Origin of the sequence: Flavobacterium sp. P21, from assembly GCF_050632225.1 — a bacterium.
Classification (GTDB): domain Bacteria; phylum Bacteroidota; class Bacteroidia; order Flavobacteriales; family Flavobacteriaceae; genus Flavobacterium.
Window position 1 is genome coordinate 101,832 of the sequence record NZ_CP192585.1, and the last position, 21,357, is coordinate 123,188.

The 21,357-nt window shown below is 33.3% G+C and carries 14 protein-coding genes and 4 pseudogenes; 14 read left to right on the forward strand and 4 right to left on the reverse strand.

The window, feature by feature from the left end; all coding sequences use genetic code 11:
• Nucleotides 1–267 precede the first annotated feature (267 nt).
• From ACQ9BO_RS00500 to truB, 7 genes are all read left to right on the forward strand, one after another.
• Nucleotides 268–609 carry a winged helix-turn-helix domain-containing protein gene (locus tag ACQ9BO_RS00500; protein WP_431243228.1) on the forward strand — a complete coding sequence of 114 codons (342 nt, stop codon included), beginning with the start codon at nucleotides 268–270 and terminating at the stop codon, nucleotides 607–609.
• Nucleotides 610–815: 206 nt separating this feature from the next.
• Nucleotides 816–3,377, forward strand: a complete 2,562-nt coding sequence (locus ACQ9BO_RS00505) for a TonB-dependent receptor (RefSeq protein WP_431243229.1) — start codon at nucleotides 816–818, stop codon at nucleotides 3,375–3,377.
• A gap of 14 nt (nucleotides 3,378–3,391) precedes the next feature.
• Nucleotides 3,392–3,982 carry a molybdopterin-dependent oxidoreductase gene (locus ACQ9BO_RS00510; RefSeq protein ID WP_431243230.1) on the forward strand — a complete coding sequence of 197 codons (591 nt, stop codon included), beginning with the start codon at nucleotides 3,392–3,394 and terminating at the stop codon, nucleotides 3,980–3,982.
• A gap of 264 nt (nucleotides 3,983–4,246) precedes the next feature.
• Nucleotides 4,247–5,122, forward strand: a complete 876-nt coding sequence (locus ACQ9BO_RS00515) for a cell division protein FtsX (protein WP_431243231.1) — start codon at nucleotides 4,247–4,249, stop codon at nucleotides 5,120–5,122.
• Nucleotides 5,123–5,204: 82 nt separating this feature from the next.
• A complete protein-coding gene (locus ACQ9BO_RS00520) occupies nucleotides 5,205–5,462 on the forward strand; it encodes a DUF3098 domain-containing protein (protein WP_431243232.1) in 258 nt (85 codons plus the stop codon).
• A 79-nt stretch (nucleotides 5,463–5,541) separates the two neighbouring features.
• On the forward strand, nucleotides 5,542–6,339 hold the full coding sequence (locus ACQ9BO_RS00525) for an undecaprenyl-diphosphate phosphatase (RefSeq protein WP_431243233.1): 798 nt from the start codon (nucleotides 5,542–5,544) through the stop codon (nucleotides 6,337–6,339).
• Complete coding sequence (truB, locus tag ACQ9BO_RS00530) at nucleotides 6,339–7,028, forward strand: tRNA pseudouridine(55) synthase TruB (RefSeq protein ID WP_431243234.1); 690 nt, start codon at nucleotides 6,339–6,341, stop codon at nucleotides 7,026–7,028. The genes ACQ9BO_RS00525 and truB overlap by 1 nt, the downstream gene beginning before the upstream one ends.
• Nucleotides 7,029–7,406: 378 nt before the next feature.
• Here the strand turns inward: truB and ACQ9BO_RS00535 are convergent.
• Nucleotides 7,407–8,025: pseudogene (locus ACQ9BO_RS00535) on the reverse strand (thioredoxin family protein).
• Between the two features lie 190 nt (nucleotides 8,026–8,215).
• On the opposite strand from ACQ9BO_RS00535, the pseudogene pyrH reads away from it, so the two are divergent.
• The 4 genes and pseudogenes from pyrH (at nucleotide 8,216) to ACQ9BO_RS00555 (ending at nucleotide 12,170) form a co-directional block, all read left to right on the forward strand.
• Nucleotides 8,216–8,922 (forward strand): annotated as a pseudogene (gene pyrH / locus ACQ9BO_RS00540) (UMP kinase).
• Between the two features lie 74 nt (nucleotides 8,923–8,996).
• Nucleotides 8,997–9,559, forward strand: a pseudogene (frr, locus tag ACQ9BO_RS00545) (ribosome recycling factor).
• 119 nt (nucleotides 9,560–9,678) lie between these two features.
• Nucleotides 9,679–10,773 carry a DUF5686 family protein gene (locus ACQ9BO_RS00550; RefSeq protein ID WP_431243235.1) on the forward strand — a complete coding sequence of 365 codons (1,095 nt, stop codon included), beginning with the start codon at nucleotides 9,679–9,681 and terminating at the stop codon, nucleotides 10,771–10,773.
• Between the two features lie 287 nt (nucleotides 10,774–11,060).
• Nucleotides 11,061–12,170, forward strand: a complete 1,110-nt coding sequence (locus tag ACQ9BO_RS00555) for a hypothetical protein (RefSeq protein ID WP_431243236.1) — start codon at nucleotides 11,061–11,063, stop codon at nucleotides 12,168–12,170.
• 320 nt (nucleotides 12,171–12,490) lie between these two features.
• Here ACQ9BO_RS00555 and ACQ9BO_RS00560 read toward each other — a convergent pair.
• The 3 genes and pseudogenes from ACQ9BO_RS00560 to ACQ9BO_RS00570 all read right to left on the reverse strand — a co-directional run bounded on the left by ACQ9BO_RS00560 (nucleotide 12,491) and on the right by ACQ9BO_RS00570 (nucleotide 16,315).
• Nucleotides 12,491–14,758 (reverse strand): annotated as a pseudogene (locus ACQ9BO_RS00560) (cation:proton antiporter).
• 113 nt (nucleotides 14,759–14,871) lie between these two features.
• The gene (locus tag ACQ9BO_RS00565; protein WP_431243237.1) at nucleotides 14,872–15,591 is read right to left on the reverse strand and encodes a LytR/AlgR family response regulator transcription factor; all 720 of its coding nucleotides are present in this window, start codon (nucleotides 15,589–15,591) and stop codon (nucleotides 14,872–14,874) included.
• The gene (locus tag ACQ9BO_RS00570; protein ID WP_431243238.1) at nucleotides 15,554–16,315 is read right to left on the reverse strand and encodes a sensor histidine kinase; all 762 of its coding nucleotides are present in this window, start codon (nucleotides 16,313–16,315) and stop codon (nucleotides 15,554–15,556) included. The genes ACQ9BO_RS00565 and ACQ9BO_RS00570 overlap by 38 nt, the downstream gene beginning before the upstream one ends.
• A 217-nt stretch (nucleotides 16,316–16,532) precedes the next feature.
• Here ACQ9BO_RS00570 and ACQ9BO_RS00575 point away from each other — a divergent pair, with 217 nt between their 5' ends.
• From ACQ9BO_RS00575 to asnS, 3 genes are all read left to right on the forward strand, one after another.
• Nucleotides 16,533–18,899 (forward strand): efflux RND transporter permease subunit, encoded by a 2,367-nt coding sequence (locus ACQ9BO_RS00575; protein ID WP_431243239.1) that lies wholly within the window; start codon nucleotides 16,533–16,535, stop codon nucleotides 18,897–18,899.
• 33 nt (nucleotides 18,900–18,932) lie between these two features.
• Complete coding sequence (locus ACQ9BO_RS00580) at nucleotides 18,933–19,589, forward strand: hypothetical protein (protein WP_431243240.1); 657 nt, start codon at nucleotides 18,933–18,935, stop codon at nucleotides 19,587–19,589.
• 270 nt (nucleotides 19,590–19,859) lie between these two features.
• Nucleotides 19,860–21,305 (forward strand): asparagine--tRNA ligase, encoded by a 1,446-nt coding sequence (gene asnS, locus ACQ9BO_RS00585; protein ID WP_431243241.1) that lies wholly within the window; start codon nucleotides 19,860–19,862, stop codon nucleotides 21,303–21,305.
• Nucleotides 21,306–21,357: the final 52 nt, after the last annotated feature.

The window sequence follows — 21,357 nt, forward strand, 5'->3', positions numbered from 1 at the left end:
AGTGACTAAGATTCTAAGTTACTAAGGTTCTAAGCTTTTCACTAAATTAATTTAGCCGCAAATTTACATTTATTGCGCATTGTAGCAAAGCTATTTCACTGACAAACAAATAAAATAACAAAATACGTATTTTTAATTACGTAAAAATACGTATGTTTGTGATCAAGATTACGTATCAAGTATTTTTTTATAAAACATTCGAAAAAAAGAATGAATACTTTTATGCATTAATCTCTATTTTTATGAAGTCATTAGAACAAAATGAGTATGAATAAAAAATATTCTGTTGAAGTCCGGGTTTGGATTGAAGAAGCCGAAGGTGCATTTCTTGGCATTGGAAAAATCTGGCTTCTTGAAAACATTCGAAAAACAGGATCAATTACCAATGCCGCAAAAGAAATGAAAATGGCGTATCGTCAGGCATGGCAATTGGTTGAAGAAATGAATCAGCGCGCTGAATCTCCATTGGTTGAAAAACTTCTGGGAGGAAAAGGTGGCGGTGGCGCAAAATTGACCGAAGCTGGAGAAAAAGCCATTGCAGTTTTTTATGAAGTTGAAAAACGTATTAAAGAATTTGCTCAGAAAGAAACTCAAAATCTGAAATTTTAATTTAAAGAAAATAATTTACAAAACTTACGTTTTTAGTCTCGCAAAGGCGCTAAGTCGCAAAGAGAATAGTACAAAGCTTAAAAAAGAAAAAACTTTGCGCCTTTGCGAGATTAATAAGACCCAAAACAGATTAAGCATTAAAACCAAAACCTTTTTTTAATCTTCAGTGTTCATTTTAAAACATACTGAAAATAACAACCAAAACCATGAACCAAAAACTCTATTTATTATTTCTTTTTATAAGCCTCAAAAGTTTCTCGCAAGTCCAAAATTCAAAAACAAAACAAGACAGCATAAAAAAAGAAGAACTCAATGAAATTGTGATAACAGCTTCTCGCCGTTCTGAGAATATAATGCATTCGCCAATTAGCATTGAGCAATTAAAATCAGCGGAAGCCAAAAATATGGGATCGCCAAGTATTTATGAAGCACTTGAAAATGTAAAAGGCGTTCAAATTATTACGCCAAGTTTGGGTTTTAAAGTTATCAATACTCGCGGATTTGCCAATTCTACCAATGTTCGATTTGCACAATTAGTGGACGGAATCGACAATCAGGCGCCACATTTGGGCGCTCCAATTGCAAATGCTTTGGGCGCAAATGATCTTGATATTGATAAAATTGAAATTATTCCAGGAACTGCTTCGGCTTTGTACGGAATGAACGCCATTAATGGTTTGGCTAATATTCAGACTAAAAATCCTTTTGAATATCAAGGAATCGCCATTCAACAATTAACCGGAGTAAATCATATTAGCAATATTGATCGGTTTTCACCAAAAATATATTCACAGTTTAATTTAAGATTTGCCAAAGCTTTCAACGAGAAATTTGCCTTCAAAATTAATGCTTCGACAACCGGAGGCACAGATTGGGTTGCTGATGACAGAACCGATTTAGCTCCAAACGCAAATGCTTCAACTGGTTTATTTGGCGCTGATAACCCAGCTTACGACGAAGTAAACGGCTACGGAAATGAATCGGCAAACCGAAAAACTTTAAACTTAAATGGCAAAAATTATGTTGTGGCCAGAACGGGGTATCGAGAAACAGACATTTCTGATTATGATATTAAAAATTACAAAGCTGATTTCGGATTGTATTTTCGACCAAAAAAAGATCATGAACTTTCTCTGACTTACAAAACGGCTCTTATCAACACGATTTATCAGCGCTCGAATAGATTTAGATTAGACAATTATACTTTAAACCAATTTTCTGCCGATTATCATACTCCAATTTTTCAAGTAAAAGCTTACGCAACAACCGAAAACACAGGCGATTCATACAACATGCGTTCTTTGGCAGAAAATATGGATCGCGCTTATAAATCTGATGACAAATGGTTTGCAGACTACACAACTGCTTACAAAAACGCAATTATAGGTGGTGCATCCGTTGCAGACGCGCACAGGATTGCCCGAACACAATCTGATGCAGGGCGATTTTTGCCGGGAACTGAAGCTTACGAGCAAAAGAAAAACGAATTAATTGACATCAACAATTGGGATATTGGCGCCGCTTTGCGCGTAAAATCGACTTTGGTTCATGGCGAAGGATTATTCAATTGGGATAAAGCTTTTAAATCTTTCTTCGAAAAAATCGATGCTAAACTTTTGAGCGGTGTAGATTATAGAAATTACATCATTGTTCCTGACGGAAACTATTTCATCAATCCGGTTCATGCTGATGAAAATTTGACGTATCAAAAAACGGGTGCTTTCACACAAGTGACAAAAGATTTTTTCTCTGATAAATTAAGATTGGGCGCAACTGTCAGAATGGATAAAGCCGATTATTTTGATGTAAAATTTACACCACAATTCACCGCAGTTTATTCTCCAAAAGAAAGTCTGAACTTTAGAGCTTCGTACCAAAACGGTTATCGTTTTCCAAGTATTTTCGAAGGATTTTCTAATGTAAATTCCGGTGGAGTAAAACGTGTTGGCGGACTACGAATTATGTCTGATGGAATTTTCGAAAACTCCTATACAAAAGCTTCTATCGATAAATTTCAAGCGCAAGTAAATACAGATGTTAATACAAATGGTTTGACTCAGGCACAGGCTATCGAAAAAAATAAAAATACGCTTCAGAAAAACCCATATACTTATCTGGAACCTGAATTTGTAAAATCGTTTGAATTTGGTTTTAGAGGAATTACTTTAAATCGAAATCTTTTTATTGATGCCGATTTCTATTACAACTCGTATAAAAATTTCATTGCACAAGTCGAAGCCAGTATTCCGAATACGACAGATCCAAATTTGATTCCGACTGCTTTGTATTCTAAAAACACTCAAAATCGTTACCGATTATGGACAAACTCTAAAAGTAAAATTTACAATTACGGTGGAAGTTTAGGTTTAAAATACCGTTTTGACGAAACTTTTACAGCTTTAACCAATCTTACGTACACAAAACTCGACAGGACAGACGACAAAGACGGTTTGGAAGACGGATTCAACACACCGGAATTTAACGTAAACGGAACTTTAATGGCCAATAATATCTGGAAAAATCTTGGCGCAAGTATAAGTGCACGTTATCAAAATAATTTCGATTATGTTTCTTTCTTAGTTAGCGGAACCGTTCCCGCATATTGGACAATGGATGCCCAAGTAAATTACTATTTCAAAAAATCAGGAATCACAACAAAATTGGGCGGAACGAATATTTTGAACAAACCATATACATCAATTCTTGGCGGACCCTCAATTGGCGGCTTATATTATTTATCTTTAGTTTGGGAAACCAAAAAAATCTAAACCTTAACACTTTTATGAAAACTAAAAATTACATTCTCACTTTTCTGATTGCATTTACATGTATAATGTGCAATTCTCCTAAAAAAGAAGAAAAAGTTTCAATTGAAAAAACTTCTGAAACTAAAAAGCATCAACACGCAACACTTACGGCAGAAGACAGCTTAAAATTAGTTAATCACGAAATTGAAGTAAAAGGCGAAGTTGAATTTCCGTTGCAACTAACAGTTGATTCTCTTAAAAAAATGAAAGTTGTTACCATTGACAATTTTAAAATTACTGGAAAAAATGGAGAAGTAAAAAGAGAAATAAAAGCTTGTAAAGGCGTTCTTCTAAAAGATATTCTCGAAAAAGCAAAAATCAAACAGGAAGATCATAAAGACCGAAACTTCTATATTGTCGCAAGAGCTTCTGATGATTACAAAGCAACTTTTTCGTGGGCAGAACTTTTCAATAATCCAACAGGAGATAATGTTTTTATTCTCTTTGAAGAAAATGGAAAACCAGTAAAAAATGGCGAAATGATTGGCATTTGCAGAAATGATACTAGAACCGGACCAAGACATGTTTATTGGTTAAAAAGCATCGAAGTTTATAAAGTTCTCTAAGATGCTTAGGGATTAAGAAGATTTTAATACACTAAGTTTTTTTAGCCACAGATTAAAAGGATTCGCACAGATTTTAAAAAATCATTTCAATCCTTTAATCTGTGGCTATACTTTTTCTTAGCGAACTTTGCGTAAAACTTTGCGCACTTTGCGGTTAAACACAAAATTATTCAGCAAGGAATTGTACATTTATAGGATAAAAGTTCGTTATTAACTTTAAATAAAGAAATACTTTATTATTTTTACCACATAATTAAGCAAACTATGAGTTCTAACTTTGATAAATTTCAAAAACGCAGGTTAATTTCCTCTTATTTTTCGGTTGTATTAAGTGTATTTCTAGTATTATTCCTATTGGGAGTTCTAGGATTATTCATTATTAATTCAAGAAAGCTAGCCAACGATTTTAAAGAAAAAATCGCCATGACTGTTTTCTTCAAAAATGAAGCAAATGACAGCGTTATCAAAGCGTTTAATACCGAACTAAAAAGAGCGCCTTTTGCAAAATCTTTTGTTTATGTAACCAAAGAAAAAGCCGCAAAAGAACACACTGATATTATTGGAGAAGATTTCCTGACTTTCTTGGGCGAAAATCCGTTATTGAACTCGTACGACATTCACTTAAAAGCTGATTATGTTGAAAGAGACAGCATTTCTAAAATTGAAAGCAAATTACGTCAAAATACGATGATCGAAGATATTGTTTACGACAAACAATTGATAAATCTTGTAAACGACAATATCAAAAAAGTAAGTATGTGGATTTTGATTATCAGCGGTTTCCTTGCTGTAATTGCTGTTTTATTAATCAATAGCTCATTACGTCTATCAATACACTCAAACAGATTCATTATTAAAACCATGCAAATGGTTGGCGCTACAAAAGCCTTTATTCGTAAGCCTTTTGTAATGCGTAGTGTAAAATTAGGAATGTTGGGTGCTGTTTTAGCAATTATCGCATTGATTGCCCTATTAATTTATGTAGAAACAAATTTCCCTGGTTTAGGAATTTTAGAGGACAAAGCATTAATCGGATTGGTTTTAATCGCTGTTTTCGGATTTGGAGTTTTGATAACTTGGGTAAGCACGCATTTTGCCACGCAACGTTTCTTGAATTTAAGAACTGACGATCTTTATTAATTTTAGATTGCAGATTTTAGATTGCAGATTTTAGATTTAAAAAAATGCCTTCGACTTCGCTCAGGCTGACAAACACATAAAAATGAAAAACAACAATAATAAAGAAGAACAACAAGTTCAAAAACAGGAATTCCTTTTTGACGGCATCAATTACAAAATCTTATTAATTGGAATTGCTGTTATAGCGCTAGGATTTATTTTAATGTCTGGCGGAGGAAGCACAGATCCAAATGTTTTTAACGAAGACATTTTCAGTTTTAGACGTATTCGTTTGGCGCCAACAACTGTTTTAATTGGTTTTGGAATCACGATTTATTCTATTTTCAAAAAATCTAAATAATAAAGGTTTATAGATTTTAGACACTGAGCAAAGCGAAGTAATCAATCTGAAATCTAAAATCTAAAATCTGAAATTCTAAATGAACACATTACAAGCTATCGTTCTTGCCATTATTGAAGGAATTACAGAGTTTTTGCCTGTTTCTTCAACAGGACATATGATCATTGCCTCTTCTTTTTTCGGAATCGCTCATGACGATTTCACTAAACTTTTTACCATTGTTATTCAGCTTGGCGCGATACTTTCGGTTGTAATTTTATACTTCAAACGTTTCTTTCAAACTTTTGATTTTTACTTTAAACTTTTAGTCGCTTTTATCCCTGCAGTTGTTTTAGGATTGCTATTAAGCGATTTTATTGATGGATTGCTAGAAAATCCAGTAACAGTCGCAGTCTCACTTTTATTGGGAGGAATTATTTTATTGAAAGTGGACGAATGGTTCAATAAGCCAAATGATCCAGAAGTTTCAACTGAAATCACTTATGCAAAAGCACTGAAAATTGGATTATTCCAATGCCTTGCAATGATTCCTGGAGTTTCACGAAGTGGCGCAAGTATCGTTGGAGGTATGTCTCAAAAATTGACTAGAACTTCAGTCGCTGAATTTTCGTTTTTCTTAGCGGTTCCAACTATGTTGGGTGCAACGGCAAAAAAATGTTATGATTATTATAAAGCAGGATTTGAATTGTCTCACGACCAAGTAAACATGTTAGTTATAGGAAACATTGTTGCTTTTGCTGTAGCACTTTTAGCAATCAAAACTTTCATTGGATTTTTGACTAAAAACGGATTTAAAGTTTTTGGTTATTACCGAATCCTTGCTGGAATCATTTTATTAGTGATTCACTTTTTCATTCACCCGCTTACGATTATATAATGACACCTGAAGAATATTTAAACGGACAAGTTTTATTGATTGACAAACCATTAAAATGGAGTTCGTTTCAAGCTGTCAACAAATTAAAATACCTTTTAATCAATAAAGTTGGACTTCCTAAAAAGTTCAAAATTGGTCACGCAGGAACTTTAGATCCTTTAGCGACTGGACTTTTATTGATTTGTACTGGAAAATTCACTAAAAAGATTTCTGAATTACAAGGCCAAGCTAAAGAATATACAGGAACTTTTTACATCGGAGCCACTACTCCATCATACGATCTAGAAACTGAAATCGACCAAACTTTCCCAACAGATCATATTGATGAAACCTTGATTCATGAAACAGTAAAGCAATTTTTGGGCGAAATTGACCAAAAACCGCCTATTTTCTCGGCAATTAAAAAAGATGGCGTTCGTTTATATGAACACGCTCGTGCAGGAGAATCTATAGAGATTGCAAGCAGAAAAACTACAATTCACGAATTTGAAATCACAAGAATTGAACTCCCAGAAATAGATTTTAGAGTAGTTTGTTCAAAAGGAACTTACATTCGTTCTCTAGCTTACGATTTTGGAAAAGCAATGAATTCTGGTTCGCATTTAACCGTTTTACGCCGAACTAAAATTGGCGATTACGATGTAAAAAATGCAATTGATATTACTTTGTTTGAAGAAAGCCTAAAATAAAAATAAAATGCATAAAAAAGCACATTACAAAATGATCGTAATGTGCCAAGCTCGTAAATCAAAGTACAGTTATTCCATACTCATTCCCTCTGAGTTAATAGTGAGGCACATTTTTCCCTCCAAATAAAAATTGTGAAAAGAAATCATAAAATCTTTCGAATAATTTTCTCATAATAGTGATTTTTTAATAGTTGAACATTAAATAAACACCAATAAAAAGAGTAAATCAGAAAATTAATAATAGAAGTGGGATAGTTTCACTAAGATACAAAATTTTAAATTAAATAAAAACTTTAGACCTTTTATTTAACATCTTATTTAGTTTATTATCAACACGTTATTAACAATTATTTTAATGAGTACTTTCCAAAAAAACTATTATAAGCGGTTATATTTGATATTTTCCATAATCTCGACAAGCTCTTCCTGAACTGAGATTCCTTTATCTGCCAAGTACCATAATTGCAAGTCGGTTTTGATTTTTTCATCAATTGGTCCAACTTCTCTTTTGTGTTTTGCCATTAATTCAGTTGCACCTTTTGGTCTTGGTCCCCAATCGGCGCGAACGATTCCAGCTTCTTTACAAATTACAATTACTTTTGGAATTGCCCTTCCGCCATTTGTCAAATATTGATTCATCAAATCGTCGTTTTCATCGCGAAAAACAATTCTGAGATCTATCTTTTTATCCGAAGCCAATGCCATTTTGTTTAAGATTGGAAGAATTTGAGCCGCATCGCCACACCAACCTTCAGAAATTACCAGCCAGATATAATGATGATCCAAATGCTCGCAATTTTGATTTTATATTTTCAGAAATCTCAATCGTCTTTTCTAGTCGGTTCATTCTGGCTTCATTCAATTTTGAATAATTAGTCAAACTGTCAGATTGCTCATTTCCAGTTGATTTTCCTTCAGATAATAAATCGGTTACTATTTTTCGGTATTCAATATAAGAGTGGCTATTGAACAACGCTTTGGCGACAATGCTTTTCATAGATAATTATTTTGCTAAGCATAAATTTACGGATTTTCTCTAGACCGAGATATGACTTTTATCAGATTTGATATAAAAAACCTATAAAATTCTTTATAAATTTAAATTTAGCGTCCAATTATTTTTTTGTAAACATTATTTCTAAAAATCAGAATATGTCTATATTTGCACAAATTAACGCAACACAAACATGAAATATAAAAGAATTCTTCTGAAACTTAGCGGCGAGGCCTTAATGGGTGATTTACAATACGGAATTGACCCGAAAAGATTAGGCGAATATGCAGATGAAATCAAGCAAATTCACGACAAAGGAGTAGAAATTGCTATTGTTATTGGAGGAGGAAATATTTTTAGAGGCGTTGCTGGAGCAAGTTCAGGAATGGACAGAGTGCAAGGTGATTACATGGGAATGCTTGCAACTGTTATCAACGGAATGGCTTTGCAAGGCGCACTTGAAGACAAAGGAATGAAAACGCGTTTGCAAACTGCTTTGAAAATGGAATCTATTGCGGAGCCATACATTAAAAGAAGAGCAGATCGCCATCTTGAAAAAGGAAGAATCGTAATTTTTGGAGCCGGAACTGGAAATCCATATTTTACAACCGATACTGCGGCAGTTTTAAGAGGAATCGAAATCAATGCTGATGTTATCCTTAAAGGAACTCGTGTTGACGGAGTTTATGATTCTGATCCAGAAAAAATGCATCAGCAGTAAAGTTTGATTTTATCTCTTTTGATGATGTATTGAAAAAAGGATTAAACGTAATGGACACTACTGCTTTTACATTAAGCCAGGAAAACAAATTACCAATCGTTGTTTTTGATATGAACAAAATTGGAAACCTTTTGAAAATCTGCGAAGGCGAAAATATTGGAACTGTAGTAAATATATAGTCATCAGTAACAGTTTACAGTCATATAATTAGACTTTAACTGAAAACTGAAAATCAAACTGAAAATCAAAAAAAATGAGTGAAGAAATAGATTTCATATTAGAAAGTACAGAAGAATCAATGAATGGTTCTATTGCACATTTAGAAAAAGAATTTCTAAATATTCGTGCAGGAAAAGCTTCTCCAGCAATGCTTGGAGGTGTTTTTGTTGATTACTACGGAGTCGCTACGCCACTTTCTCAAGTATCTAAAATCAGTGTCCCAGATGCTAGAACAATTACTTTGCAACCGTTTGAAAAAAACATGCTGTCAGTAATTGAAAAAGCAATCTTGGTTGCTAACATTGGTTTCAACCCAATGAACAACGGAGACGTAATCATCATCAGCGTACCGCCTTTGACAGAAGAGCGCCGTCGCGACTTGGCAAAACAAGCAAAATCTGAGGCTGAAGATGCTAAAATTGGTATCCGTAATTCTCGTAAAGATGCCAACACTGAAATCAAAAAATTAGAAAAAGAAGGAACTTCTGAAGATATCTGCAAATCTGCCGAAGAAGAAGTTCAAAACTTAACAAATGCTTACACAAAAAAATTGATGAGTTATTGGTCGCAAAAGAGGCTGAAATCATGAAAGTGTAATTTTATTTGGCACAAAATAAAAAAATCCGTTTGGTGTAATCTTGCCAAACGGATTTTTTTATTCTTATTTTTGCATACCAAAAGTAAAATCTTTTCGTTTTTGAAACTATAACACCTGTATGAAGCTATTTTGTTTGTTGACTTTGTTTTTTACGCTTACTATTCAAGCGCAATTTCAAATAAACGGAATTGTTACTGATCCTCATAACAAACCGCTTCCTTTTGCAACCATAACCACAGCAGACAATAACAATACAATTACTGATGTTGACGGAAAATTTGAACTTAAAATCAATTCAAAAACGACCACTTTTGCCGTTTCATATATTGGTTTTCAAACAAAATTAGTTCCAGTTGTAGAAAAGAAAAAATTCTATTTGATTTCGCTTTCTCAAAAATCAGATGATTTAAAAGAAGTTGTTGTTTCAAATGAAAATCCGGCTTTGACAATCATCAAAAAAGTTATTGCAAACAAGAACAAAAACAATCCGCAGAAAAAATTAAGCAGTTTTGAATACAAAACGTACAACAAACTTATTGTTACGGCAAATCCGGATTCAATTGACGGCCGAATTGATTCTTCTGCGGCTTACAAAGATTTCAATAAAAAAGAAATCAACATTGATTCTTCCGATTATAAGTTTAAAGAAATCATCACCAAACAGCACTTGTTTCAAACGGAGAAAGTTTCGCAATACCAATTTGGAAACAACAAATTAAAAGAAACCATTCTCGGAACAAAAATGGCGGGTTTTAAACAGCCTGTTTACGAAATCATTGCTTTTAACTTGCAATCTATTTCGATTTATGATTCGAAATATGAATTATTTGAAACCAAACATCAAAGCCCAATTGCTGACAATGCATTTTCTGATTACAATTACAAGCTTTTGGATACTGTACCAATCAAAGGTCGCAATACCTTTATGATTTACTTTAAAAATAAAAAGCGAAAAACAAATGCGTTAGAAGGTGTTTTGTATATCGATCAGGAAAATTTTGCTGTTGCAAAAGCTGTAATGCGTATAAAAGCCGTTTTAGATATTAGCGGCATACATGAATTTGAATATGTCCCTGAAGAAAAAATTTGGTTTCAAAGCAATACTACTTTTAAAATTGTAAAAGGAAAAAATGATGACGATATAAAAATTTTAGGTGGAACAATTCAATTTGATGGCGATGTTGAAGACAATTATGAACCGAGAAAAAAGTAGCTTCAGATTTTACGTATTTAATTTCTGAAAGCAATAATTTCGATATTCAGTACAACACAAATCCTTCAATAAAAAACCCATCGCTTTATATTGAAATCAAAGATGATGCGAACAAACAGCCTGAAGAATTTTGGAACAAATACCGCAAGGAAAGTTTAGATTTAAAAGGTCAAAGAACCTATCAATTAATAGACAGCTTATCGCTAAGCAAAAGGATTGAGAAACGTCTTGGTTTAGGCCGAAAAATAATAAACGGTTATCTCCCTATCGGTCCTATTGATTTGGATTTGAAAAAAATCATCAGTTATAACAATTATGAAGGCTTCCGTTTAGGTCTTGGCGGCGTTACTAATGATCGTTTTTCTAAACATTTCAGAATTGAAGGTTATGGCGCATACGGAACAAAAGACGGTGTTTTCAAATACAACATTGGTTCTGGTGTTTTATTGGACAAAAACACCAATACTTGGATAAACGGATCGTACACAGATGATGTCCGTGAGATTGCGAGTACCGTTTTTGCCGTTGATAAACGTGTTTTCAAGATTTATGATCCAAGGCCAATCAACATTAGTACTTTTTACAAATACATTGCTTGGAAAGCGAATATTCAAACCAAATTTATTCCGAAAACAGAAGCTGTTTTTGAATTAGCCAGAACGTATGTTGAGCCAAAATTTGATTATCTTTTTAATTATAACGGAAAATTATATTCCGATTATATCATGACAACTGCTATGGCTTCGATTGTTTGGGCGCCATTCAGCGAATTCATGCAGACTCCGACAGGAAGAACTGAGACGGATAAAAGATTTCCTAGATTTACTTTTCAATTTACGCAATCGTTGCCAAATGTTTTGGAAAACGATTTTACATTCAGCAAAATAGATTTCAAGACCGAATACGAAAAAAAGTATCTTAATGGGCAAAAAACGAGTTTGCTGTTGCAAGGAGGCTATGCAATGGGCGACGTTCCAATTACGCATTTATACAACACAATGCCCAACAACCTAACTAAAGAAACCGTAATTCAGCGTATTACTTTTGCCGGAAGAAACAGTTTTGAAACGATGTATTTTAATGAATTTTTCTCTAGCCAATATGTGTTTTTCCAAATAAAACATGGTTTTGATCGAATCAGAATCATGAAAAAAGTTCGCCCTTCTTTAGTATTGGTGACGAGAATGGCTTGGGGAAATATGGAAAAACCAGAACAGCATGTTGGACCTGCTTACAAAACACTAGACAAAGGTTATTTTGAATCGGGAATTGAGTTAAACCGAATTTTCAAAGGTTTTGGCTTAGGCGGATTTTATCGTTATGGGCCAAATCAGTTGCTGAAATTTGAAGATAACATTGCGGTTAAGATTTCTTATGTTATTGATTTGGGATTGTAATTAAATTTCAATTGTTGCGAATTTAACCGCAAAGTTCGCAAAAGTTTTTACGCAAAGATCACAAGAACTTTACCTAAAAAACTATTTGTTGAAATAAGAACGCAAAAGATCTTCATGCATTTTTGTCATTCCGAGGAACGAGGAATCTCCGCAAGTAGCTCAACACAGATTGGCGATTTTGATTGTAGAGTTTCTTGTGGAGATTCCTCGTTCCTCGGAATGACAAACTATACGCAAACCCATAAGCTTCGAAAAAATCCCAAACCCCAATCAAAAAATTGGAATTTGGAATTTTATATATTTGAATTTTTAAAAACTATTTATGGTTTAAGAATCAAAACAGACGGTGTGTTATTCAACCAAGTACTTTGAGATTCTATCAGTTTTTTCCAGCTATCCAAACTAATAATCATTAAGTTTTGGCTTTCTAAAAACTCTTTTTTTATTGTTCTGTCATGCATAATCATAATATGATTTGGTGCAATTTGTTCAATCGAGCGAATCGTTTCCTGAATATCGCGCGTGTTTTTCACTTCTCCACTTGCATCCAGAACTGTAATCTGCGAGCCATTGTTGTTGATTAGCTTTTTTGCATATTCAATAAGAAAAGCATCTTCTTTGCTAAAAACCGGCATGAAAACCTGATTAACTTCTTCTAAATCCTTATCGATAAAAATACCAACAGGCATCTTGCTTTTCGTAATAATATGACGTGTTCTTTCATCAAAAGGAGAATTTTCAAACAAGCCTTCTTTTCCAGTGAATTTATCAATCAATCGGTCTGGATTTACAATTCGAGTTGTAAATCCAAGGATTTTCCCAAGCAAAGTCCCTTCAAAAATAGATTGTCCTAAACCAACCAGCAATAGATCATATTCACCTTGATTAGCAGTGTCGATAATATCAGCATCGATATCATTTGTTACCTTAAAAACACTGTTTATGTTTTGATTCAAATTCTTTGACTCTTCAATAACAGGAACTAGCATTTTTCTTTCATGATCTTTAACATCAAATGAATGTATTTCTGTACTCAATGACAAATGCATTGCTGTAACTAGCGAATTATCTCCTTGTTTCTTCACTAAGCTGTTGGCAATTTTAAGTAATTTTTTCCCTCTTTCTGGAGTTGCAAAAGAAAGCAAGATCTTGTATTTGCTTTTTATTCCAATTTCCTCAGGAACTACTGTAACTTTATCTTTAAAAACAAAATTTATGAAGTCTAACGCTGGACCAGTCATAAAGGTTGTAACCAAAGCCATGATGACCATCATTGTGAAAATCTCTGTAGATAAAACTCCTAAATCATAACCGATATTCAAAACGACTAGTTCCATCAATCCGCGGGTATTCATTAAAGCACCAATTGCCAAACTGTCTTTCCAATTTTGCCCTACAAATTTTGCGACCAAAGCACTTCCAAAAATTTCCCCACAACAGCTACAACGATAATCAATCCGGTGATTTTCCATAATTCAGGATCATTCAACAATCCGATTTGTGTACGCAAACCTGTGAATACGAAGAACAATGGCAAAAGAACAATTATAGAAACGTCTTCCACTTTCTCGATAAAAATATTTCTGAATTTATTGTTTTCCGGCATAATCGCTCCCGCTAAAAACGCACCAAATAAAGCATGAATCCCAATTAATTCTCTTGCGTATGCAGAAAATAAAAGTGTCAAAAAGAAAATTGCAACAACTGGTTTATTCAAACTTTCGCGAGTTGAATTCAAATCACCAACTCGTTTCAAGAACGGGCGAACAATTTTCAACATGATGATCACATACAAAATTGCAAGACCAATTACATATAATGAACTTGCTAATGAACCCGCTTTTACGATTGCAATTACAACTGCCAAAATACACCAAGCCGTAATATCATCTGCCAGCCGCACAAGTAATGGCAATGGTTCCCAATTTGGTTTTTTGAAGGCCTCGCTCCTGCACTATTCTAGCTAGAACCGGAAATGCCGTAATACTCATAGCAATTCCCATAAACAATCCGAAGGAAGAAAAAGCAACTCCTTCAGGCGCAAAAGTTCCATAAATAAAGTAAGCCAAAACTAATCCTAAAGCAAACGGAATAACAATACTGGCGTGGCTGATTACAACAGCATCGTGTGCCTTATTTTTCAGCACTTTCAAATCCAATTCCATTCCGATCACAAACATGAAAAGAATCAAACCGATTTGACTTAAAAACTGAAGATTTCCTAATGATTCTTTTGGAAACAAAGTCGCTGAAAACTCTGGAAAATACATTCCTACCAAAGACGGCCCAAGAACAATCCCTGCAATCATTTCTCCAATTACAGATGGTTGTCCGATTTTTCTAAAAACCAGCCAAACAAACGTGCAACTAAAATAATCGTAACAATCTGGGCTAATAAAATGGCAAGAGGATGTTGAAGGTTTTCAACCATTGAATGCAGAAAGTCATTCCAATGATTACTTTCGATTTTTTTCAATTACATTTCGACCCGCTTCAAGAGACGCGCCTTGTGAAATGATCCAGTAAATCAAAGTTGTAAAACCGCCAATAACTGTAATGTAAAAAAGAGAGTTTTTAAAGTTATTCATAACTTAATTCTTTAAAATTATGAAACAAATATCAGAAGTCGATTTTATGTAAAAAAGCAATTTGAAATCTAATTTTCAATCTATGTAATAAGTCCGAAAAACTTTGTAATAAGTTATATTTTCACCTTTCTCAAAAAGTCAGAACGATATGTTTCACTCAAAATCGAAGTTGCATTTTTATTGTTTTCTTCCAAATGATACAACACAATTTCGTTGTGATTAAAGAATTTTATTGCTTTTACGGCAATGATTTCCTTTTTATTCACTCGGCAAAAATCGGCTTCGGGCAATTCTTTTAAAAGTGTATCAAATTTAATGTTTTTCAGATTCAGAAAACTGCCATCTGTCAATAAAACCGTTTTATCTCGACTGTCGCCCAAAGCTGTCTTTATATATTGAATCTGATTAAAATAAAGTAATGTCTTGCCTTTATCCGTATTTAATTGAATAAATTTCTTTTTAGTCTCTGGTTTTTCAAAGCGCTCAATTGCTTTTGAAATTGCTTTTTGAAGACGCTCTAATTTTACAGGTTTTGTAATATAATCTACGGCATCAATATTAAAAGCATCAGTCGCATATTCTTTGTAGGCAGTACAAAAAATCACCAATTTATCTTGGAGCACTTCGGCCAAGTGAAGTCCGTCTATTCCTGGCATTTCGATATCAGAAATCAGCAGATCAAAATCAAGATCGGGAATATCAGACAAAAGCTTTTCGGGATTATTATATGTTTTTACGATTTCCAGATCCGGAATTTGTTCGCAAAGCATTTTCAAGTACGTCAATCCCGGGAGTTCATCGTCCAGAAGCAAGCATTTCAGTTTTGTATCCAAGTAAATCTATTTTTAAATGAGCAATATAAACATCGTTTTCTACAAACTTGTCGAGTTTGAAATTATTCTTGTAAATAATCCTTAAACGATGTTCGAGAGTTGCATGACCAAAACCGCTTCGTTCCTTTTTCATTACTTTTTTATCAGAGATTTTATTAGAGACCGTCATAAAAAAGGCATTGTCTTTAAACTCAAAAACAACCGAAATAAAAGCATCCGCGCTTTGCAAATCGGCATGTTTAAAGGCATTTTCAATCAAATCAATCGAAATTAGCGGAGCCAATAATGGCTGATCATAAAGTTTATCTTCTTTGTTAATGTTGGTTTTGATTTTCAATTCAAAAAGCGGACTGATTTTGATTTTATTGATTTCGATCAAATTCAGTGCAAAATCAATTTCTTCTTTCGCAGTAACAAATTTCTTTTTGCTTTCATATAAAATATAATCCAGCACATTTGCCAATTTATCTAAAGCGAAATAAGTCTGATAAGCATGTGATTGAATTGAATTTAAAATATTCTTGAACAAATGCGGATTTAGTTTCGACTCTAAAGTTTCTAACTGCAAATCATTCACTTTTACTTCGAGTGCATAAAAACTTTTTTCGGCTTCATCTTTTGCTTTTTTAGCCTGCATCAACAAATAAATCATAAAGCAAATTATGATCACAAGCAATAAAAGAATTGCCAGAAAAATAAGAGTTGTAGTATTGTTTTCCTGCATTTATTAGCTAAAATTTAAAAGTTATTTTTTTTTGAATTACCAAGAATTTAGATTTTCACTACAAATATGAGAAAAGCTAACAATTAAACCGAAAAAAACAGGAAAATCATTACAACAGAAAAACTTGCAAAATTATGTTAACATTGCGTAAAATACAATCGATTGTTTATGATTTTGAGGCATTTTCACTACATTTGCAACCATTTTTAAAGAATTTATGAAAAACGCTATTCAAGTTGGGTTCTGGGAAAAATTGGCCCGAATTATACTTAAAAACAGAATAACAATTCTGGTTTTGCTTTCTGCATTAACCATTTTTCTTGGTTTTCAGTGGAAAAACCTTTCTATGACTTATACCGAAGCAAACTTGCTTCCAAAAGATCATAAAGCAAACAAAGATTACCAAAAATTCTTAGACAAGTTTGGAGAAGAAGGAAATCTAGTTGTTATTGGTTTTCAAGATAAAAACTTTTTTACTCCAAAAAACTACGCCGCTTGGAACGAATTGATGACAGGCTTAAAAAAATCGAAAGAAGTAGATTTGGTTGTTTCATTAAATGATTTGAAAAAACTTGAAAAAGATACAATTAACGAAAAATTCGTTTTAAGTCCGTTTATTGATCAAACCAAAGCGCTAGATCCTGCTTACTTGAAGAGCATTCAATATGATTTATTTCATAATTTGCCTTTTTACGAAGGATTATTATTCAATAAAGAAAGTGGCAGTGTGCGTTCGGCAATATACATCAACAAGGCTTTAGTTAATACTCCGGAAAGAAAGACTTTTATCCTTGAAAATTTAGTTCCGAAAATTACAAAATTCGAAAAAACGACCGGAATTGATTTAAAAGTTTCAGGAATGCCATACATCAGAACCATCAATGCTGATGACATGAAAGGTGAAATTGGACTATTTATTGGAGCCGCTTTATTGACCGTTTCTTTGATTTTCTTTTTCTTTTTCCGTTCGTTCAGAGCGACATTTATTTCGATTTGCATTTTAATTGTCGGCGTAATCTGGTCATTCGGAACGCTTGGTTTATTTAACTACAAAATCACAATTCTTACGGCAATTATTCCGCCGCTGATTATCGTAATCGGAATTACAAACTGTATTTTCTTGATCAACAAATACCAACAAGAAATCAAATTACATAACAATCAGGCAAAAGCATTACAGCGTGTTATTTCTAAAATTGGAGTTTCGACTTTGATGACGAATTTGACAACAGCAATTGGTTTTGCAACGTTTATGATTACTGGAAACGATTTGCTTTTTGAATTTGGATTGGTAACTTCAATCAACGTGATTTCTGTTTATTTATTGACACTTTTTATTGTGCCAATTATTTACAGTTTCATGCCACTTCCAAAAGAAAAGCATTTATATCATTTGACTAAAACCTATATTTCGACTTTATTGAATGTTGTTGAAGACTTGGTAAAAACAAAACGTAAAATTGTTTATATCGTTTATGGTTTGCTTTTGATTTTCAGTGTAATTGGTGTTGCTCAAATGAAAGTTTCAGGAAGTTTGATTGGCGAAATGCCGAAAAGCGCTTCTTTCTTTAAAGATATTTTATTCTACGAAAAAGAATTCAACGGTGTTATGCCGTTGGAAATCATGATTGACACTAAAAAGAAAAAAGGTGTCATGAAAGCTTCGACGATTCGTAAAATGGATGAATTACAAAATACAATTGCTGAAATTCCAGAATTGGCAAAACCGGTTTCAATTGTGAATTTGGTTAAATATTCAAAACAGGCTTTTTATAATGGAAATCCAGAATATTACCAATTGCCAACTTCACAAGAACAAGCTTTTATTTTGAGCTATGCTAAAAATGCGACAAAAAATAGCAAAGAAAACTTAATGAAAGCCTATGTTGATTCAACTGGACAATATGCCCGAATCACGACTTTCATGAAGGATATTGGAACAGATGAAATGGCAAAAGTGGAGAAAAAATTAAACGCAAAAATTGCTGAGATTTTCCCGAAAGATCGTTACGAAGTTACCGTTACCGGAAAAGCATTGGTTTTCCAAAAAGGAACATCTTATTTGGTAGACAACTTAATCGAATCGCTAATTTTTGCAATTGCAGTTATTGCGATATTAATGTTGTATTTATTTAGATCTTTCAAAATGGTAATGGCATCTGTAATCACGAATGTTTTACCGCTTTGTATTACGTCTGGATTGATGGGTTATTTCGGAATTCCGTTAAAACCTTCGACTATTTTAGTATTTAGTATCGCATTCGGTATTTCGGTTGATAATGCGATTCAGTTTATGGCGAAATACAAACATGATTTGATTCAAAGTGGCGGAAAAGTGAAGAAATCGGTTTTCAGTGCTTTAAGAGAAACTGGAATTAGTACTTTTTATACTTCGGTAGTTTTGATTTTAGGTTTTGCGACTTTCACGTTGTCAAGCTTCAGCGGAACAATTGCTTTGGGAGGATTAATTTCTTGTACTTTGGCTTTTGCAATGTTTGCTAATTTGGTTGTATTGCCTTCATTGGTTTTGACTTTTGAGAAGAAGAAAACTAAGAAAGAGGAATTGGAAGGGATGGAGAAATAAGGTTTTGTTTGCCACATCAAATAAGTATAAAATATGTCAAATAAAAAATTTGTTTTTTGGTTATGGATTTCAAGTCTATTTGTTATTCTAATATCAATTGTATTTTATTTAATTCAATTTTCCTCCAATAAAATTTCAGATGATCCCGAAAGATGGGCTCAATTTGGAGATTACCTCGGAGGGGTTTTAGGCACCTTAGTTTCCATTCTTAACTTTTTAGTGTTTGTATATTTATCAATTAGATTAGTAACAATTGAGGAAGAGCGAAACAAATGGACAATTAAAGAACTTGTACGTCCTTATGCAGATCTAGTTTTAGATAAAAACATGTGGAACATAAGCATTACTATTCACAATATTGGCCTTGGTCCAATGATAATCAAAGAAATTAAAATTTTAAATAGCAAAAATGAAGCCTGTGGTAGTTTTGAAAATATTTTGAATCCGAACTCCGCAATTGCAACTCATAAATTTCTTTCATTCACAATTTCTGAAAATCATTGTGCAATTGGAAAAGAAAAAGAACTTGAGATTTTAAATATTAGTGGTGATAATAGCAACCAACAATACATTTCTTTAATAAAAAAGAATCTTGCAAAATTAAAAGAACACAAAATTGAATTCACTTATTATGATATGTATGGAAAAGAGATTGATACATTCACTTCTCAATTAGATTTCCATGTATAATAAAACGTAGATTTAAGTTCAATTTATACTTCTATAGATTATATTATTCAACATAATTAGATTTTTTTGAAACAACAAAATATGGAGTAAAAAAATCTTCTTTTGAAAACCGAGTGCCCTAGCCCCGATAGTAGCGGCATCCTTTATGTTTTTTCTTTAAAAACATAAAGATATAGCGGATAGCGGGAAACAGCTTCAAAAATTAATTATTATCGATTATATTTGCAGTTGTTCAAAACGAATATTATTTAATATCAATTATATATAAAAATGAAACACACAAAAGTTAGAGACTTATTAAACAGTACGACGACGTTACAGGAAGTGAATGCAAAAGGATGGGTGAGAACTTTTAGAAATAATCAGTTCATCGCGCTTAATGACGGTTCTACAATTAATAATATTCAATGTGTTGTTGATTTTGAAAATACACCAGAGGGGACTTTAAAAAGAATCACAACTGGAGCTTCGGTTTCTGTAATTGGAACTTTGGTTGAAAGTAAAGGTGCGGGTCAGAAATATGAAATTCAGGTTTCTAAATTGGAAATCCTTGGAGATTCTGATGCTGAGAAATTCCCAATGCAACCTAAAAAACACTCTTTGGAGTTTTTACGTGAAAACGCTCACTTGCGCGTACGTACAAATGCTTTTGGTGCGATTATGCGTGTGCGTTCGGTATTGTCATTTGCGGTTCACAAATATTTCCAAGATAAAGGTTTCGTTTATGTAAATACGCCAATTATCACTGGAGCTGATGCTGAAGGCGCTGGAGAAATGTTTCAGGTAACTTCATTGCCTTTGGATAATCTTCCTAAAAACGAAGAAGGAAACATTGATTTCAAAAAAGATTTCTTTGGAAAACACACGAACTTAACGGTTTCTGGACAATTAGAAGGAGAAACTTTTGCTATGGCCTTGGGTCAGATTTATACTTTTGGACCAACGTTTAGAGCAGAAAACTCAAACACTTCTCGTCACTTGGCAGAATTCTGGATGATCGAGCCTGAAGTTGCTTTCAATGACTTGGATGACAACATGGATTTGGCTGAAGATTTTATTCAGTATGTAATTAAATATGCTTTAGATAATTGTGGAGACGATTTGAAATTCTTAGAAGGAAGACTTCTTGAAGAAGAAAAATCAAAACCACAGGCTGAAAGAAGCGAAATGGCTTTGTTAGAAAAACTAAACTTTGTTTTAGAAAACAACTTCAAACGTGTTTCATATACTGAAGCGATTGACATTTTAAGAGATTCAACTCCAAATAAAAAGAAGAAATTCCAATACCTAATCAACGAATGGGGAGCTGATTTACAGTCAGAACACGAGCGTTTCTTGGTTGAAAAACACTTTAAATGTCCGGTAATTTTATATGATTACCCAGCAAACATTAAAGCGTTTTACATGCGTTTGAACGACAACACAGAACCAGGAAGAGAAACAGTTCGTGCTATGGATATTCTTTTCCCTGGAATTGGAGAAATCGTTGGTGGTTCTGAAAGAGAAGAGCGTTACGACGTTCTTGTTGAGAAAATGGAAAAACTTGGAATTGATAAAGAAGAATTATACTGGTATTTAGACACCAGAAGATTTGGATCAGCAACTCACGCAGGTTTCGGTTTAGGATTTGAGCGTTTGGTATTGTTTGTAACAGGAATGACAAACATTAGAGACGTAATTCCTTTCCCACGAACTCCGGGAAGTGCGGAATTTTAATCTAAGATTCTAAGTCGCTAAGACACTAAGATTCTAAGTTTTTAAAATATAA